General features: G+C 72.5%; 15 protein-coding genes. 4 read left to right on the top strand and 11 right to left on the bottom strand.

Annotated features, from left to right (window positions below):
• Positions 1 to 4: 4 nt before the first annotated feature.
• Positions 5 to 412, top strand: a complete 408-nt coding sequence (locus O9K63_RS07370) for a hypothetical protein (protein WP_277241955.1) — start codon at positions 5 to 7, stop codon at positions 410 to 412.
• Positions 413 to 447: 35 nt separating this feature from the next.
• On the opposite strand, the gene O9K63_RS07365 is transcribed toward O9K63_RS07370, so the two are convergent.
• Complete coding sequence (locus O9K63_RS07365; RefSeq protein WP_277241953.1) at positions 448 to 954, bottom strand: Lrp/AsnC family transcriptional regulator; 507 nt, start codon at positions 952 to 954, stop codon at positions 448 to 450.
• A 107-nt stretch (positions 955 to 1,061) separates the two neighbouring features.
• Here O9K63_RS07365 and hppD point away from each other — a divergent pair, with 107 nt between their 5' ends.
• The 3 genes from hppD to O9K63_RS07350 all read left to right on the top strand — a co-directional run bounded on the left by hppD (position 1,062) and on the right by O9K63_RS07350 (position 3,799).
• Complete coding sequence (hppD, locus tag O9K63_RS07360) at positions 1,062 to 2,282, top strand: 4-hydroxyphenylpyruvate dioxygenase (RefSeq protein ID WP_277241951.1); 1,221 nt, start codon at positions 1,062 to 1,064, stop codon at positions 2,280 to 2,282.
• A 145-nt stretch (positions 2,283 to 2,427) separates the two neighbouring features.
• A complete protein-coding gene (locus tag O9K63_RS07355) occupies positions 2,428 to 2,955 on the top strand; it encodes a DedA family protein (protein WP_277241949.1) in 528 nt (175 codons plus the stop codon).
• 4 nt (positions 2,956 to 2,959) lie between these two features.
• On the top strand, positions 2,960 to 3,799 hold the full coding sequence (locus O9K63_RS07350; RefSeq protein ID WP_277241947.1) for an RDD family protein: 840 nt from the start codon (positions 2,960 to 2,962) through the stop codon (positions 3,797 to 3,799).
• A 3-nt stretch (positions 3,800 to 3,802) separates the two neighbouring features.
• Here O9K63_RS07350 and O9K63_RS07345 read toward each other — a convergent pair whose 3' ends face one another.
• From O9K63_RS07345 to O9K63_RS07300, 10 genes are all read right to left on the bottom strand, one after another.
• Complete coding sequence (locus O9K63_RS07345) at positions 3,803 to 4,669, bottom strand: hypothetical protein (RefSeq protein ID WP_277241944.1); 867 nt, start codon at positions 4,667 to 4,669, stop codon at positions 3,803 to 3,805.
• A gap of 10 nt (positions 4,670 to 4,679) precedes the next feature.
• Positions 4,680 to 5,513: a uroporphyrinogen-III synthase gene (locus tag O9K63_RS07340; RefSeq protein ID WP_277241943.1), complete on the bottom strand. Its 834-nt coding sequence runs from the start codon at positions 5,511 to 5,513 to the stop codon at positions 4,680 to 4,682.
• Positions 5,510 to 6,115 (bottom strand): isochorismatase family protein, encoded by a 606-nt coding sequence (locus O9K63_RS07335; RefSeq protein WP_277241941.1) that lies wholly within the window; start codon positions 6,113 to 6,115, stop codon positions 5,510 to 5,512. Before O9K63_RS07335 ends, O9K63_RS07340 begins: the two co-directional genes overlap by 4 nt.
• A gap of 19 nt (positions 6,116 to 6,134) precedes the next feature.
• Entirely contained in the window at positions 6,135 to 7,232 is a 1,098-nt protein-coding gene (locus O9K63_RS07330) for a serine hydrolase domain-containing protein (RefSeq protein WP_277241938.1), read from the bottom strand.
• 109 nt (positions 7,233 to 7,341) lie between these two features.
• Positions 7,342 to 8,451 (bottom strand): uroporphyrinogen-III synthase, encoded by a 1,110-nt coding sequence (locus O9K63_RS07325; RefSeq protein ID WP_277241936.1) that lies wholly within the window; start codon positions 8,449 to 8,451, stop codon positions 7,342 to 7,344.
• A gap of 1 nt (position 8,452) precedes the next feature.
• Entirely contained in the window at positions 8,453 to 8,842 is a 390-nt protein-coding gene (gene nirD, locus O9K63_RS07320; RefSeq protein ID WP_277241934.1) for a nitrite reductase small subunit NirD, read from the bottom strand.
• Complete coding sequence (gene nirB / locus O9K63_RS07315; protein ID WP_277241932.1) at positions 8,839 to 11,430, bottom strand: nitrite reductase large subunit NirB; 2,592 nt, start codon at positions 11,428 to 11,430, stop codon at positions 8,839 to 8,841. Before nirB ends, nirD begins: the two co-directional genes overlap by 4 nt.
• A 10-nt stretch (positions 11,431 to 11,440) precedes the next feature.
• Positions 11,441 to 12,964 (bottom strand): FAD-dependent oxidoreductase, encoded by a 1,524-nt coding sequence (locus O9K63_RS07310; RefSeq protein WP_277241930.1) that lies wholly within the window; start codon positions 12,962 to 12,964, stop codon positions 11,441 to 11,443.
• Positions 12,961 to 15,114, bottom strand: a complete 2,154-nt coding sequence (locus O9K63_RS07305) for a molybdopterin oxidoreductase family protein (RefSeq protein ID WP_431190371.1) — start codon at positions 15,112 to 15,114, stop codon at positions 12,961 to 12,963. The genes O9K63_RS07310 and O9K63_RS07305 overlap by 4 nt, the downstream gene beginning before the upstream one ends.
• Entirely contained in the window at positions 15,114 to 16,478 is a 1,365-nt protein-coding gene (locus O9K63_RS07300) for an MFS transporter (RefSeq protein ID WP_277241926.1), read from the bottom strand. The genes O9K63_RS07305 and O9K63_RS07300 overlap by 1 nt, the downstream gene beginning before the upstream one ends.
• Positions 16,479 to 16,568 lie beyond the last annotated feature (90 nt).

The following is a 16,568-nucleotide window of genomic DNA, read 5'->3' as shown; positions in this document are numbered from 1 at the left end:
GGGAATGACAGCGATCGCGTGGTTCCTCGTGGCACTGGGGGTGGTGGCACTCGTCCTCACCCAGGTGCGGCTGCGGAAGTACCGCGGTCGGCGGGGGATGACCGACATCGCACCGTGGATCCTCAACCTGCACTCCGCCGCCGGAGGCACCGGACTGCTGCTCGTGGCCCTGCGCCTGCTGGACGTCGTCTCCTCGGGCACGTCCGCGTGGTTGGCGATCATCGCCCTGGCCCTCGCCTCGCTCATCGGGCTGAGCTTCCTCGCGCGCTGGCGCCGCGGCCGCGGCCGCCACGTGGAGCGCTTCCGCGGCGATGGGTGGACGAGCGGCCCGTGGCTGTCCCGGGTCGCGCACTACGGCATGGTGCTCGGCACGCTGTTCCTCGCCTGGGGGATGCTCGGCGACCGGTTCTAGGTCTCGCGGCACCGCCCCTCGAGCGGATACCGCGCTCAGCCGTCGGCGGGGCGGCGGGCTGCGGCCTCCACCAGGGGGCCCGTGCGCATCTCCAGGTGCGTCACCAGGCACACCGATGTGCTGGCCCGGACGACGTGCGTGTCGTCGATGATCTCGTCGATGACCCGCCCCAGGTCGGCGTTGTCGGTGGCGACGATGCGGATGATCAGGTCACCGGCCCCCGTCGTGGAGTGGATCTCGAGGACCTCGGGGATCGAGCTGAGGTGGTCCACGACGGCCTGGTGGCCCAGCCGCTGCCGGATCTCCAGGGTGCACAGCGCCGTCACCGGGTAGCCGAGCGCAGCCGGGTCCACGGTGGGCGCGAGGGTGCGGATCACCCCCTTCGCCCGGAGCCGGTCGAGGCGGGCCTGCACGGTGCCCCGCGCGACGCCCAGCTCGCGGGAGGCGCCGAGGACGCCGATCGCCGGCTGCTCGCTGAGGAGGGCGATCAGCCGGGCGTCCAGGTCGTCGATCACGGCCTCGTGGGCTCTGCGGGAGGTCATGGACAGATTGTCATCACAGGACGAATGTCGTGGCAACAGATTGCGCACCGTGTGCACTCGACGGTCGATGGATTGCGTACGAGTGTGACGGTGGACATGCTGACACCATGTCGAACACCGCCGTTGAACTCACCAAGCAGGAGCGCGAGGCCGAGCTCGACCTCGCCCAGCTGAAGCAGCTCGTCGGGCTCGTCGAGTACGACGAGGCCTCCGATCCCTTCCCGGTGACCGGGTGGGATGCGATCACCTTCGTCGTCGGCAACGCGACCCAGGCGGCCATGTACTACCAGAACGTCTGGGGCATGGAGCTGATCGCCTACTCCGGCCCGGAGAACGGCCAGATGGACCACAAGTCCTACGTGCTGCGCTCCGGCTCGATCCGCTTCGTGCTCAAGGGCGCTGTGCGCCCCGACAGCCCGCTCATCACCCACCACGCCGAGCACGGTGACGGTGTCGTCGACATCTCCCTCGAGGTCCCCGACGTGGACAAGTGCATCGAGCAGGCCCGCTCGGCCGGCGCGACCGTCCTCGACGAGCCCCACGTGGTCAGCGACGACCACGGAACCGTCCGCATGGGCGCCATCGCCACCTACGGCGAGACGCGGCACACCCTGATCCAGCGCGAGGTCGACGGGAAGACCTACGACGGTCCGTACCTGCCGGGCTACGTGGAGAGGACGTCGACCTTCGTCAAGCGCGAGGGCGCCCCGAAGCGCCTCTTCCAGGCGCTCGACCACATCGTCGGCAACGTCGAGCTGGGCAAGATGGACGAGTGGGTGGAGTTCTACAAGCGCGTCATGGGCTTCACCAACATGGCCGAGTTCGTCGGTGACGACATCGCCACCGAGTACTCCGCGCTGATGTCCAAGGTCGTCGCGAGCGGCAACCACCGGGTGAAGTTCCCCCTCAACGAGCCGGCGATCGCCAAGAAGCGCAGCCAGATCGACGAGTACCTCGACTTCTACAAGGGTCCGGGCGCGCAGCACCTCGCGCTGGCCACGAACGACATCCTGCGCACCGTCGACGAGCTGCGGCGCGAGGGCGTGGAGTTCCTCAACACCCCGGACGCGTACTACGACGACCCGGAGCTGCGCGAGCGCATCGGTGAGGTCCGGGTGCCGATCGAGGAGCTGAAGGCCCGCGGGATCCTCGTCGACCGTGACGAGGACGGCTACCTGCTGCAGATCTTCACCAAGCCGCTCGGTGACCGCCCGACCGTCTTCTTCGAGATCATCGAGCGGCACGGCTCGCTCGGCTTCGGCAAGGGCAACTTCAAGGCGCTCTTCGAGTCGATCGAGCGGGAGCAGGACAAGCGCGGCAACCTGTGACGCGAGGGGAGCGTCTCCCGCAGGTGCGGCCACCGGTAGGGTTAGGTAACCCTCACCTCTAGGAGGCACCGATGGACGCGCCCCTGCCCCCGGCGCCGCTCACCGGGACGGCGGCTCCGGAGCATGCCACGGACGGTGGGCCGGCGTGACCTGGTCGGCCTTCCTCCCGACCTTCGGGTTCCTCTTCGTGGTCGTGATGCTGCGAGCCAATGCGACGTACTGGCTCGCCAGGGGTGCGGCCGCAGGGTCACGGCGCTACCTGGGGTCCGGCGAAGGGGGCCCCTCACCCCGCTGGGCACGGGCCCGTGATCTCGTCAACCGGTGGGGGCCGATCGCCGTCGTCGCCTGCTTCCTCACCGTGGGCATCCAGACCGCCGTGATCGGCGCCGCCGGTGCCGCACGCATGCCCCTGCGTCGGTACCTGCCGGCGGTGACCCTGGGGTCCCTCCTCTGGGCGACCCTGTACGCCACGGTGGGCCTCGCGGCGGCACGGGCCTGGCTGGCGGCCGCTGCCCGCTGGCCGGGCACGGTGGCTGCCGTCGCGGTCCTCCTCGTCATCACCGTCGCGCTGGTCGTCTGGCGGCGAGGCCACGGTGACCCCGAGACGGTGGCGGCACTCCCGACGAGGACCCGGGAGGCCGTGCCGGCCTCGAGCGACGACATGAGATCGTGAGGACATGAGCATCCCCGAGCGCGCCGGCTGGTACGACGACCCGGAGGACGACACCCAGCTCCGATACTTCGACGGGGTCGTCTGGAGCGATCACCGCGTCCCCCGCCAGACCCGCTCGGCCGGGCAGACCCCGACCGGCTCCGCCCCCCACCACGGAGGCCAGCGCGGCCCCGACCGGGACGTCTTCGGGCGACCCAGTGGTGCACCGGCGCCGCATCACCCGCAGCCGCAACCCGGGTGGGGCACACCGCCTGCGGGCTCGGGCTCCCCGACCGCGGGGTCGACGACCGCCGACGGTCAGCAGCTGGCGAGCTACGGGTCCCGGGTCGTCGCCTACCTCATCGACACGGTGATCATGGGCGTCGTCGTCCTGCTGACCTCGGGCTGGGCCTGGTGGCTCTTCATGGCTGACTACTGGCGGCGGGCGATGGAGGGGGCGATGAGCGGGACGCCCGACCCGATCACCCTCGAGGAGGCCTCCGGCTACCTCCAGTACCTGGACTACACGTACCTCTTCGTCGCCGTCGGCATCATGGTCGTCGTCCAGGCGGCCTACGGCATCGGATTCCTCGTCGCCAGGGGAGCCACGCCCGGCAAGATGATGGCTGGGATCTCGGTCCGCCGCGTGGACCGGCCGGGGCCACTCGACTTCCGCACGGCCTTCCTGCGGATGCTCCTGCCGATGATCCTGCGGGTGCTGTGGGTCCTGACGTGCCTGGTCGAGATCGTCTTCCGCGGTCTGGACCTCCTGTGGCCACTCCTGGACCCCCGACGACAGGCGCTGCACGACAAGGTCGCCCGCACCCAGGTCGTCGTCGGCGCGCAGTCCCGCGAGCGCTCCTGAGCATCACTCCCGAGTGTTGGTGAGGAGGCCCAGCTCCTCCAGCTCGCGGATGGGGTCGGTGACGTCGCAGCACCCGTACCCGGTGAGGGCCGTGCGCACGGCCGCGATGTCGGGGCTCGACCAGCCGGCGACGATGTCGGCCAGCGCCTCGGCGTCCCGGATGTCCAGCAGGTCGCGCACGGTGCCCTCGTCGGCGCCGCCGGCGCTGGCATGGACGGCGACGAGCACGTTGAGCAGGCCGTGCTGCTCCTCGGGCGTGCCGTCGACGGAGTACTCACCCCGGACGACGTGGTGCAGCCCTCCCGTGAGGGTCAGGGGCAGGAATCGTGCCTCTGCACCGACGAGGACGTCCGCGAGCTCCGCGGCCGTCGGCCACGCCCACGCCGGCGTGGCACCGGTGCGGAACTTCGCCCGCACGTCGACGAAGTCGCTCGCGGAGGCGATGTCGTCGAGGGCCCGGGCCCGGCCCTCGCGGCCGACCTCGAGGTTGACCACCAACTCGCCGAAGTCGAGGTTGCGCCAGTCTGGGGACCACGCCGTGTCGAGGGAGACCAGCCGCGCGGTCCCGAGGGTCCGCAGCGTCGCCAGGGCGGCATCGATGTCCCTGACGGCGGTCCCGGGCCGGGCGACGAGCCCGATCGCCGGTGGGACGGGAGCCCCGGAGGCCAGGGCCGTGGTCAGGTCCTCGACGGCGGGTACCCCGACGAGGAGGGGGCCGACGACGTCGGCGTAGCGGGCCGAGCGGTGTGCGGCGTGGGCCCGCAGGGCCTCGTCCATCGGCAGCCGTGCCGGTGGGAAGAGTGATGCGTCGTTGACCAGGGAGATGAACAGGCTCCGATGGGCGGGCTGGCGCGTCTCGGCAGTCGACATGGGCGGAAGGCTACCGACCCTCGGCGCCGTAGTGGTCGAGGACGGCGCGCACGAGGGCGCCCATCCGGCTGCGCCCGGGGACGAGGGGGGTGACCCCCTTCGCCTCGAGCGGGGCCGCCGTGACCGGCCCGACCGCGGCGAAGAGCAGATCGCCGGCAGCGCTGCGGGTGACGATCCGATCGGTGACGCCGGCGGTGTCGGCGGCCGCGAACCACGCGGTGACCGCGGGCGCGGAGGTGAAGACGACGACGTCGATCTCGCCGTCGGCGGTCGCCACGACGGAGTCCGCCACGGCCTGCGGGTCGGGTGCCGGCCCCCACCGGTAGATGACGAAGGGGGAGACCCGCGCCCCCGCGCCGGCGAGCGCCTCGTCGACGCCCGTCGAGCCGTCGCCGTGGTGCTGGACGGCGACGTGCGTGCCGGTGAGGTCCCCGGCGAGAAGGTGGTCGATGACCTCCTCGGCCGTCTCCGACGCCGCGACCCAGGCGGGCGTGAGCCCGTGGGCGAGGAGCGCGCCCTTCGTCTTGGCGCCGCGGGCGATGATGCGCGCGTCGGCGAGCACGGCGAGCAGTGCGTCGTCGAGGCCGGCGCCCGCCGCGGCCTGCACCCACCCGCGGAAACCTACCCCGGTCGTGGCGACGAGGACGTCCGGGGGGTCGTCGAGCAGTGCCCGGGTGTCCGTGAGGAGCTGCGCGTCGTCGGCGTGCTCGACGATCGACATCGCGGCGGCGTGCCGGACGCTCGCGCCGCGACGTGCGAAGGAGTCCGCGAGGTCGCCGCTGCGGCGGTGGGCGGTGACGAGGACCGTCCGACCGCTCATCACCGGCCGGAGCGGTGCGCTCACCCGGCCCTCCACTCCACGGCACCGGCGTCGACCATCTCGGTGAGCGCCGCCTCGGTCGTCTCCGGTGCGACACCGGCGATGGTGTCGACGAGGAGGCGCACGGCGAAGCCCTCCTGCAGCGCGTCGAGGACGGTGGCGCGGACACAGTGGTCGGTGGCGATGCCACCGACGTCCAGGTCGGTGATGCCCCGCTGCCGCAACCAGTCGGCCAGACCGGTCCGGCCGTCCCGGACGGCGAACCCCTCGAACCCGCTGTAGGCGGCCTCGTGCGCACCCTTGCGGAAGACCTCGTCGACGCGGTCGAGGACGGGCTGGAAGGAGGCGTGGAAGTCCGCGCCGGCGGTGTCCGCGGCGCAGTGGACCGGCCAGCTGGTCACGAAGTCGGGGGCGCCCTCGGTCGCCCAGTGCGAGCCCGGGTCGTGGTGCCAGTCCGCCGTGAGCGCGATGGCCTCGTACTCGTGGTCGGTGAACTCGTGGTTGGGCCGGTCGCCGAGCACCCGTTCCGCGGCCCGGGCAGCGACGGCCGCGCCGCCCTCGACGCCCATGGACCCCCCTTCGCAGAAGTCGTTCTGGAGGTCGACCAGCAGCAGTGCACGTCCCATACCCGCCACCATGCCACCCTCAGTCGAGCAACGGCCAGAACCCCTCGAAGGCGGCGACCGTCCCGGGCGCGTCGACGGTGACCTGGGTGGCGAGGAAGGCCGCGCGACCGGTCGCGGGGTCGGCGTAACCGATGGTGCCCAGCCCACCGGCCCAGCCGAACCGCCCATCGGGCCTGGTCTCCACGTGCAGCCCCCAGTTGTTGTCGGGGTCGAGCAGGTCGGAGGATGCGGCCCGCTGCCCGTCGACGAGGTGGGGGCGGCGCATGGCCGCGATCGACTCCGGCGCCAGCAGTGCCGGCCCCGTCCCCGCGAGCGAGGCGAGGACCGCCAGCTGGTCGCCGACCGTGGCGACGAGCCCGGTGGCCAGCGACTCGAACAGGGGCGGGGTCGTGAAGGTCCCCTCGGGGACGGGGAAGGGCACGAGGGCGCCGGACAGATCGGCCCCGTGGACGCTCGCCATCCGGCCGGCGTCCCCGCTGAACCCGGTGTCGCCGAGACCCAAGGGACGGCACACGTGCTCCTCGAGCAGGTCGCCCACCGACCTCCCCGTGGCCCGGGCGAGCAGCACGCCGAGGACGTCGCTGCTCGTGTGGTACCTCCACGTGGACCCGGGCTGGTTCGCCAGCGGAAGGGAGGCCAGTCGACCCAGGTACTCCTCGGGGGTCATCGGCGGGGGGAACGGGCCGGGAGCCACGCCGGCGTCGTTCATCGCGACGGAGAGCGGCCCCTCGGTGACCCACCCGAAGCCGGGGGTCATCGTCAGGAGGTGCTCCACGGTGATCGCCCGCTCGGCGGGCACGGTGTCGGCGAGGTCGGCGTCCGGGCGGGTGAGGACCCGGGGTCGGGCGAGCTCGGGGAGCCACCGTGAGACCGGGTCGTCGAGCGAGAGGACCCCCTGCTCCACGAGCCGCAGCGCGAGGACACCCCCGACGGGCTTGCTGCACGAGGCGATCATGAAGAGCGTCTGCGGGTCCATCGGTGGGCCGTCGATGCTGCGTCTGCCCCCGGCGCTGATCTGCACCCCGTCGCGGTCGGCCACCCCGGCGACCCAGCCGACGAGCGAGCCGTCGTCGACGAGTCGGTCGCAGGTCTCGGCGAGGACAGTCAGTGCGCTCATGTCATTCACCGTTGCACACGGTCCACGTGGGGTACAGACATCGCGGTCCCGCGGGCCGGGGGCGCGGACGGCTCGTGGCCGGACGTGAGGGTTCGACGGGTCCGGGCGGCTACGCCAGACCGATCCGGTAGCCGCGCTTGACGACGGTCTCTACGACGCGGCGGTCACCGATCGCCTCCCGGAGCCGACCCACGGCGACCTCCACGGCGTGCCCCTTCGCGGAGTCCCCCGGGAGCACCTGGAGCACCTCGGCACGGCTGACGACATCGCCCTTTGCCTCCGCGAGCAGGTGGAGCACCGCCAGTCCGCTCGGGGAGACGGCGAGCACGGTGCCGTCGAGCACCGCCGCGGTGCTGCGCAGCTGGAGACGTCCGGCGACGGTGTCGAGGGCGGTGGCCGTGCTCCTCTCGTAGTGGGAGACGATCGCGCGCACGAGCGAACCGAGCCGGCTGCGCTCCGGCAGCAGTGGCACGATCCCCGCACCACGGAGGGGACGTGCAGTCACCGACCCGACCGCCGCCACGAGCAGTCGCCCGGACGCCGCTCGGTCGACGATCGAGGGCAGCACGCCGGCGGCGTCGGCGACCTCGATCCACGCGCTCGCCGCCGGTGCCGACGTGAAGACCACGACGTCGATGTCCCCGGCCGCCGCCTGGTCGACGCCGCAGGCGACCGCGTCCGGATCCACCGGCGGGCCCCACCGGTAGACGACGAGGGAGGTGACCTCGGCGCCGGCGGCCGCCAGATCGAGGTCGAGCTCGTCGGCGCCCGCACCGTGGTGCTGCACGGCGATGCGTTGTCCCGCAACGCCCTCGGCGAGGAGGACGTCGCGGATCCCGGCCGAGGTCTCCGACTCCGCCACCCAGTCCGTCTCGAGCCCGGCGGCGAGGATCGCCCCGCGCGCCTTGGGGCCGCGTGCGATGATGCGGGCACGTGCGAGCACGTCGTGCAGCTCGTCTCCACGACCGGCCGCATCGGCGGCCTCGATCCACCCGCGGAAGCCGATCGCCGTCGTCACGACGAGGGTGTCCGGCGGTGCGTCCAGGAGTGCGGATGTCGCGCGCACGAGCTCCTCGTCCGCCGTGTGGGGGACGATCGTCAGGGCGGGAGTGTGCACGACCCTCGCGCCACGACGTTCGAGCGCGGCACGCAGGTCCCCGGCGCGTCGGTCGGCGGTGACGAGGACGACGCACCCGGAGAGCAGCTTCGGCAGGCTCACGTCAGGGACCGCCGACGGGAGAAGGAGCCACACCGTCATCGCCCGTGGCCTCGAGGACGACCTGGCCGTCGACGACCGCGGCGGGCCACGTGCGCAGGGACACCGGCTCGCGCCCGACCGGGTCCAGGCACTCCCCGGTACGCAGGTCGAAGACCTGCTTGAACATCGGCGAGATGATCGTCGGCCGTCCGCCCCGTGTGCCCACGAGGCCACGGGCGATGACCTGCGCGCCGCTGTACGGGTCGAGGTTGGAGATGGCGTGGACGTCGTCGTCGTGGGTGCGCACGAGCGCGACCTGCGTACCGTCGACGAGGGCGACCGAACCGCGCTCGGGGACGAGGTCGGTCAGTGCGCACAGACGCACGTTCGTCGTCGGGGGTGCAGCGGTCATGAGCGGACCTCCAGGGTCGTGCCGGCGATGATCACGGAGCCCGAGGAACGTTCCTCGGGCGTTGCGGGACGGGCCTGCCCGCGTTCGCCGACGTAGGCGAGCGAGTCGTCGACGACGTCGGGGGCGTTGACGAAGGAGGCGAATCGGGCGAGCTTGTCCGGATCGGCGAGCGTCTCGGCCCACTCGTCCCGGTAGGTGCCCACGTGCGTCGCCATGGCCGCGTCGAGGTCGTCGGCGATGCCGAGGCTGTCCTCGAGGACGACCGCGCGGATGACGTCGAGGCCGCCTTCGTGGTCCTCGATCCACGGGGCGGTGCGCTGGAGCCGGTCGGCCGTGCGCACGTAGTACATGAGGAAGCGGTCGACCGTGCGCACGAGCGTCTCGGTGTCGAGGTCCTCGGCGAGCAGCCGGGCATGGCGGGGGGTGAATCCGCCGTTGCCGCCGACGTAGACGTTCCACCCGTTGTCGGTGGCGATGACCCCGACGTCCTTGCTCCTGGCCTCGGCGCACTCGCGGGCACAGCCGGAGACGCCGAGCTTGATCTTGTGGGGGGAGCGCAGCCCGCGGTAACGCAGCTCGAGGTCGATGGCCAGGCCCACCGAGTCCTGCACGCCGAAGCGGCACCAGGTCGACCCCACGCAGGACTTCACCGTCCGCAGCGACTTGCCGTAGGCGTGCCCGGACTCGAAGCCCGCGTCGACCAGGCGTGCCCAGATGCTCGGGAGCTGGTCGATCCGGGCGCCGAAGAGGTCGACGCGCTGTCCACCGGTGATCTTCGTGTAGAGGCCGAAGTCCTTGGCGACCTGGCCGATCGCGATGAGGCCCTCGGGGGTGACCTCGCCCCCGGGGATGCGCGGGACGACGGAGTAGGAGCCGTCCTTCTGGAGGTTGGCCATGACGAAGTCGTTGGTGTCCTGCAGGGCGGCGCGCTCCCCCTCGAGGATGTGGCCGGTGCCGAGCGAGGCGAGGATCGAGCCGATGACCGGCTTGCAGATGTCGCAGCCGCGGCCGGTGCCGTGTCGCTCGATGATCTCGCTGAAGGTCGTCAGCCCCTGGACGCGGACGACGTCGAAGAGCTCGGCGCGAGAGAGCCCGAAGTGCTCGCAGAGGGCGGTGCTCACCTCGACACCGGACTTCGTCAGCTCCGCGGCGACGATCTTCTTCACCAGAGGAAGGCAGGAGCCACAGCTCGTGCCGGCCCGGGTGCACGCCTTGACCCCGGCCAGGTCGGTGCAGCCCTCCTCGCTGACCGAGCCGCGGATCCGACCCGCCGTGACGTTGTTGCACGAGCACACGGTGGTCTCCTCCGGCAGGTCGCCCGTCGGTGCCGGCGCGCTCCCTTCGGGCAGCAGGTACGCCGCCGGGTCGCCCCCGAGCTCGCGCCCCACCATGGGACGAAGGGCGGCGTAGGCGCTGGCGTCGCCGACGAGGATGCCCCCGCGCAGGGTGCGCGCGTCGTCGCTCATGACGAGCTTCTTGTACACGCCCGCCACGGGGTCGGAGACGACGACCTCGAGGCCGCCCGGCTCCTGTGCGAAGGCATCACCGAAGCTCGCGACGTCGACCCCGAGGAGCTTGAGCTTGGTCGACAGGTCCGCGCCCGGGAAGGTGCCGCCGCCGCCGAGGAGCCGGTCGGCGACGATCTCGGCCATCGTGTAGCCGGGCGCGACGAGACCCAGGCAGCGGCCACCGATGTTGGCGACCTCACCGATGGCCCAGATGGCGGGGTCCTCCGTGGCGCAGGCGTCGTCGACCACGACGCCGCCACGTTCGCCGATCTCGAGACCCGCCTGCCGGGCGAGCTCGTCGCGTGGTCGGACACCGACGGCGAAGATTACGACGTCGACGTCGAGGTCGGGGCCCTCGGAGAAGCTCATGCCGCAAACGGCGCCGCGCTCGCCCATGACCGTCGACGTGGCCGTGGAGGTGCGGACCGTGACGCCCAGACCCTCGATCAGGCGCGCGAGTCCCTCGCCCCCGCCCTCGTCGACCTGGAGCGGCATCAGGCGCGGCGCGAACTCGACGACGGTCGTGTCGACGTCCAGGGCGCGCAGGGCTCCGGCCGCCTCGAGACCGAGGAGGCCGCCCCCGACGACTGCGCCGCTGACGGGGCGATCGAGCTCCTCCCGACGGGACTCGACGTAGGCGCGCAGGTCGGCGACGTCGTCGATGGTGCGGTAGACGAAGGCTCCCCGGAGGTCGTTCCCCGGAACCGGGGGGACGGCGGCGAACGAACCGGTGGCGAGGACGAGGGCGTCGTAGTCGAGGCTCGCCCCGGTGCTCGTGGTGACCCTGCGCATCGTGCGGTCGATGCTCTCGACACGCACGCCCCGCAGGAGCGTGACGAGGGGGTCGTCCCAGAGATCCTGTCCGCCCAGGGCGAGGTCCTCGGGGTCGCGCCCGGCGAAGTACGAGGTCAGCGCGACGCGGTCATACGGAGCGCGCGGCTCCTCGCCGATGAGCGTGATCGCCCACCGGCCCTGGCCGTCGCGCTCCCGGAGGGCGTCGACGAGGCGGCGGGCCACCATTCCTCCGCCGACGATGACCAGGTGCTGGGGGGAGGCGGTCGGTGCGGTGTCCTCTGGCATGACGCTCACGTTAGGAAGCCCTCGTTTCGGGTCGGTCAGCGTCGTGTTTCTCCGGCGTGAACCGCTCCTCTCGTGGGGTCGGCTCCACCTGTGAGCGGCTGTCCTGCGTGAGCCAGTCGAGGATGCCGCAAACGGCGTCGGTACATCCCCCGCAGCCGGTGGTGGCCTTGGTCCGCTCAGCGACGTCCTCGAGACTCGTTGCGCCGGAGCGGAACTCGGCGCGGATGTCCGCCTTCGTCACGCCGTTGCAGCGACAGATCGTCGCGCGGTCGGGCACGAGCATGGGGGAGTCCTGCCGGGTGCTCGCGGCGGATGGTGCGATGGCCGGCAGCAGCAGGTGGGCCGGATCCGCAGGGAGGGGGGTCCGGCGCGTGTAGCTGGTGACGAGGTCGGTCCCGATCCGGCCCGCCCCGATGGCGGTGGCCCCGACGAGCAGACCGTCGCGCACGACGATCTCGAGGTGCCGACCGGCGGACGGGTCGGTGAGCCGCATGACGCGCAGCGCCGGGTCCGTGGTGCGCGTGCTGCCGCCGATGCCCATGGTGACGATGTCGACTCCGCGGGTCTTGGGCTTGACCACGTCGCCGGCGCCGGTGGCCACCGACACCGGGTCGGTCCCGGTGAGCAGGTCGGCCAGCCGGCGGGCGTGCTCCCAGCCCTGGGCGACCAGGCCGCTCGACCCGCCCGGGGGTTGGGCGCAGTCGCCGATGGCGTGGACGTGCACGTCGCTCGTGGTGAGGTCGGCGTCGACGAGCACACCACGCTCGACGGCGATGCCCGCGTCCGCGGCCAGCGAGGTGTTGGCGATCGTTCCCGTGGAGATGACGAGGAGGTCGGCGGCGAGGACCTCGCCGTTGGTCAGGCGGACCCGGCTGAGCCGACCGTCCTCGACGACGACCTCCTGCGCGCCGACACCGACGCGCTGGTCGACCCCGGTGCGGCGCAGTGTGGACTCGACGACGCGGCTGGCGTCCTCGTCGAGCTGTCGCTCCATGAGCGCCGGGCCGGGGTGGACGACGGTGACCGCGAGGTCGCGTCCGGCCAGCCCGGTGGCGGCCTCGAGCCCGAGCACGCCGCCACCGAGCACGATCGCACGGCGGGCGTTGAGCGTCGCGGCGACGATCTCCCGGGCGTCGTCGATGGAACGCAGCACGTGCACCCCGCCGGGGAGGTCGCCCTCGTCGATCCCCGGGAGGGCGGGGACACGGGCCGTGGCGCCGGTGGCGAGGACGAGATGGTCATAGGGGATGCGCGAGTCGTCGGCGAGGACGACGTCGCGCCGCCCCCGGTCGATCGAGCGCACGGGTGTCCCGCGCCGCACCGTGACCCGTGGGTGGTCGGCAGCGGGCAGGCCGATGGTCGACAGCCCCCGGGAGCCGGCGACGACGTCGCTGAGAAGCACCCGGTTGTAGGGCTCGCAGGCCTCGTCACCGAGCACGGTGACGAGGTGGTCTCCGTCCCGGTCGGCGGCGGTGAGGTCCTCGACGAAGCGGGACCCGACCATCCCGTACCCGACGACGATGATGTGGCTCATGAGTTGACCTCCTGCGCGACGGGGGACCAGAGGGTGGGCGAGGCGGGCCTCACGTCGACCGCGCAGACCTTGAACTCCGGCATCGACGAGATCGGGTCGACCGCGTCATTGGTCGCCCTGTTGACGCCGCCCACCCCACCGAAGTGGAAGGGCATGAAGACCGTGTCGGCACGGACGCGATCGGTGATCCGGGCGGGTGCGGTGACCGTGGCCCGCGCGGTGCGCAGGTCGAGCGGATCGCCCTCCTCCACCCCCAGGCGGTGGGCGAGCAGCGGGTGCACCTCGACGAAGGGGGTGGGCTGCGCGGCGTGCAGGGCCGCGACCCGCCGGGTCTGGGAGCCGGACTGGTAGTGCTCGAGGACGCGCCCGGTGATGAGGAAGAGCGGCGCATCGGTACCCAGGTGCTCGGAAGGTCCGACGTGGTCGACGGCGACGAGCCGCGCGCGCCCGTCCGGGGTGGGGAAGCGCTCGAGGAAGACGCGCGGGGTGCCGGGGTGCCGGGCCCGGCCTTCGTCCGTGGCGGGGCAGGGCCAGTGCAGGTCAGGCTCTCGGTCGAGGCGCTCGTGGCTCAGGCCGGAGTAGTCCGCGCGGCCTCCCGCGCTGGCTCGAGCGAGCTCGTCGAAGACCTCGGCCGGATCCGTCGACCAGGTCCCCGGCGCGTCGAGGCGCGCGGCGAGCTCGGCCCACACCCACAGCTCGGAGACGACGCCGGAGGGTGGGTCGATCGCCGTGCGTCGCCGGATGACCCGACCCTCGAGGGTGGTCATCGTTCCCTCCTCCTCGGCCCACTGCGTGACGGGCAGGACGACGTCGGCGAGGGCGGCCGTCTCCGACGGGACGATGTCGCTGACGACCAGGAGGTCGAGCGAGCGCAGGCGGGCGGCGACCTCGTCGGCCCGGGGCGCGCTGACGACCGGGTTGGCGCCGTGGACGAGCAGTGCCCGGGGGCCGGTGGCCGTCCCGAGCGAGCGCAGGAGCGCCACGGCCGGCAGCCCGGCGCCGGGCAGGTCGTCGGCGTCGACGCCCCACACGGCGGCCACGTGCGCGCGTGCCTCCGGGTCCTCGATCAGCCGGTACCCGGGGAGCTGGTCGGCCTTCTGCCCGTGCTCGCGTCCGCCCTGGCCGTTGCCCTGCCCGGTGAGCGCGCCGTAGCCGCTCCCCTCGCGCCCGACGAGCCCGAGCGCCAGCGAGAGGTTGATCGCCGCCGTGACCGTCGCGGTGCCCTGGGTGGACTGCTCGACGCCGCGCCCGGTGAGCACGTGCGCGCCGGAGCCGCCCCGGGAGGGGCTGGCGGCCGCGAGGATGCGAGTCGCTGCCCGTAGGTCGTCGGCGGGGACGCCGCACACCTGCTCGGCCCGCTCGGGCCACCAGGCCGCGACGGACCGGATGACCTCGTCGAGCCCGGTCGTACGTGCCGCGAGATAGGCGTCGTCGGCGAGCGACTCGGCGAAGACGACGTGCAGCATCGCCTGCAGCACCACGAGATCGGTGCCGGGGACCGGCTGCAGGTGCAGCCCCTGCGCCTCCCCGGCAAGGTCGGCCGTGGCCGAGCGCCGGGGATCGACGACGAGGAGACCGCCGGCGGCACGCGCACCCGCGAGGTGCCCGAGGAAGGGCGGCATCGTCTCGGCGACGTTGCTCCCGAGCAGCAGCACCGCGCCGGAACCGTCGAGGTCCGTGACGGGGAAGGGGAGACCGCGGTCCATGCCGAGGGAGCGGTTCGCGGCCGCCGCCGCGGAGGCCATGCAGAAGCGACCGTTGTAGTCGATGTTCTTCGTGCGCAGGGCGATCCGGGCGAACTTCCCGAGCTGGTAGGCCTTCTCGTTGGTCAGGCCGCCACCTCCGAAGACGGCCACGGCGTCGGGGCCGTGCCTCTCGGCGATGCCACGCAACCGGTCGGCGAGGAGGTCCAGGGCCTCGTCCCAGGCGACCTCGTGGAGCTCGCCGTCATCGCCACGGAGGAGCGGCGCGGTGAGCCGGTCCGGTGCCCGCAGCAGCTCGGCCGACGTCCACCCCTTGCGGCACAGCCCTCCTCTGTTGGTCGGGAAGTCCCTGCCCGCCACGTCGAGGGGTGGGACGCTCTCGCCGGCGGAGGGGGTCAGGGACATCGCGCACTGCAGCGCGCAGTAGGGGCAGTGACTCTCCGTCATCAGATGCCCGCACCGGCCAGGCGCGCGCCGCGCCGCAGGTAGATCGCCCAGGTGAGCGTCGCCATGACCACGTAGGCGGCGATGAAGACGCCGATGGCCGGGACGAGCGAGTCGTGGGCGGTGGCGGACATCGCGAAGCCGCGGGGGACGAGGAAGCCACCGAGGGCGCCCACCGCGCCGGCGATCCCGATGCATCCGGCTGCACCTCGCCGGGCCACGGCCAGCTCGTCCCCGTCGTGGGCCCCGGCCCGGAAGACGGCCGGGATCATCCGGTACGTCGCGCCGTTGCCGATGCCGGATCCGGTGAAGAGCACGAGGAAGGAGGCGAGGAAGAGGGCGAACGAGTGGAGGTGGAGGGCGAGGATCGCCGAGCCCGCGGCCAGCCCCATGACCGCGAAGGCGGCGATCGTCACCCGGGCCCCGCCGAGCCGGTCGGCGATGGCGCCGCCGACCGGCCGACTGACGGCCCCGAGGAGTGCTCCGAGAAAGGCGATCGTCGTGGTGACCTCCGGGAACTGGGTCCGCAGCAGGGTCGGGAAGGCGGCCGAGTACCCGATGAAGGACCCGAAGGTACCGATGTACAGCGTGGAGATGACCCACGTGTGCGGGTGGGTGGCGGCCTTCGTCCAGCTGCGGTGGTCGGAGGTGGCGGTGCTGAGGTTGTCCATGCCCCGCCAGGCGCCCAGTGCCGCGAGCAGTGCGAGCGGGACGAAGACGAGCCCGGCGCGCTCGAGGTGGATGCCGGCACCGATCGCGATGATCGAGGGGATGACGAGCTGGACGATCCCGGTGCCGAGGTTCCCACCGGCGGCGTTGAGCCCCAACGCCTTTCCCTTCTCGGCCTCGGGGAAGAAGAAGGAGATGTTCGTCATCGAGGAGGCGAAGTTCCCACCGCCGAAGCCGGCGAGTGCGGCGATCGCGAGCAGGCCGACGAACGGGGTCTCGGGCCGCCCGACGACCCAGGCCAGCGCGAGGGTCGGCAGGAGGAGGAGCAGGGCGGAGAACACCGTCCAGTTCCGGCCGCCGAAGAGCGGCACCGCGAAGGTGTAGGGCACCCGCAGGAGCGCGCCGACGAGGCTCGGGACGGCGATGAGCCAGAACTGCTCGTCGAGCGTGAGGTCGAATCCTGCCGCCGGCAGCTGCGGGACGACGACGCTCCACACCGCCCAGACGCAGAACCCGAGGAACTCCGCCCCGACCGAGTGGCGGAGGTTGCGGCGAGCCGTCGTCCGGCCGCCACCCGCCCAGAAGTCCGGGTCCTCAGGGTCCCAGTGGTCGATCCACCGGCCGGCGCGTCGGACGGGGCCGGTGGCGGTTCTGGCTGTGGTGCGGCCGGGGGAGGCGGGGTCGAGAGTCGAGGTCATGCGGGGAGACTCGCAAGACCATGTTTCGTCCCGTGGCCGGGCCTGTAAAGGGTGGGTTACCCCGGTCGCACAGCGCCCGGGTCGCTCCTG

This window comes from Janibacter cremeus (assembly GCF_029395675.1).
Classification (GTDB): Bacteria; Actinomycetota; Actinomycetes; order Actinomycetales; family Dermatophilaceae; genus Janibacter; species Janibacter cremeus_A.
The sequence above is the reverse complement of the archived record's forward strand: the minus strand, read 5'-3'. Positions and strand labels throughout refer to the sequence as shown.

Bases quoted from the DNA above. Each gene is read 5' to 3' on its own strand.
- O9K63_RS07305 (WP_431190371.1), bottom strand. From the start codon at position 15,114: ATGACGGAGAGTCACTGCCCCTACTGCGCGCTGCAGTGCGCGATGTCC.
- nirB (WP_277241932.1), bottom strand. From the start codon at position 11,430: ATGCCAGAGGACACCGCACCGACCGCCTCCCCCCAGCACCTGGTCATC.
- O9K63_RS07365 (WP_277241953.1), bottom strand. From the start codon at position 954: ATGACCTCCCGCAGAGCCCACGAGGCCGTGATCGACGACCTGGACGCC.
- O9K63_RS07350 (WP_277241947.1), top strand. From the start codon at position 2,960: ATGAGCATCCCCGAGCGCGCCGGCTGGTACGACGACCCGGAGGACGAC.
- O9K63_RS07330 (WP_277241938.1), bottom strand. From the start codon at position 7,232: ATGAGCGCACTGACTGTCCTCGCCGAGACCTGCGACCGACTCGTCGAC.
- O9K63_RS07345 (WP_277241944.1), bottom strand. From the start codon at position 4,669: ATGTCGACTGCCGAGACGCGCCAGCCCGCCCATCGGAGCCTGTTCATC.
- O9K63_RS07335 (WP_277241941.1), bottom strand. From the start codon at position 6,115: ATGGGACGTGCACTGCTGCTGGTCGACCTCCAGAACGACTTCTGCGAA.
- nirD (WP_277241934.1), bottom strand. From the start codon at position 8,842: ATGACCGCTGCACCCCCGACGACGAACGTGCGTCTGTGCGCACTGACC.
- O9K63_RS07310 (WP_277241930.1), bottom strand. From the start codon at position 12,964: ATGAGCCACATCATCGTCGTCGGGTACGGGATGGTCGGGTCCCGCTTC.
- hppD (WP_277241951.1), top strand. From the start codon at position 1,062: ATGTCGAACACCGCCGTTGAACTCACCAAGCAGGAGCGCGAGGCCGAG.
- O9K63_RS07300 (WP_277241926.1), bottom strand. From the start codon at position 16,478: ATGACCTCGACTCTCGACCCCGCCTCCCCCGGCCGCACCACAGCCAGA.
- O9K63_RS07370 (WP_277241955.1), top strand. From the start codon at position 5: ATGACAGCGATCGCGTGGTTCCTCGTGGCACTGGGGGTGGTGGCACTC.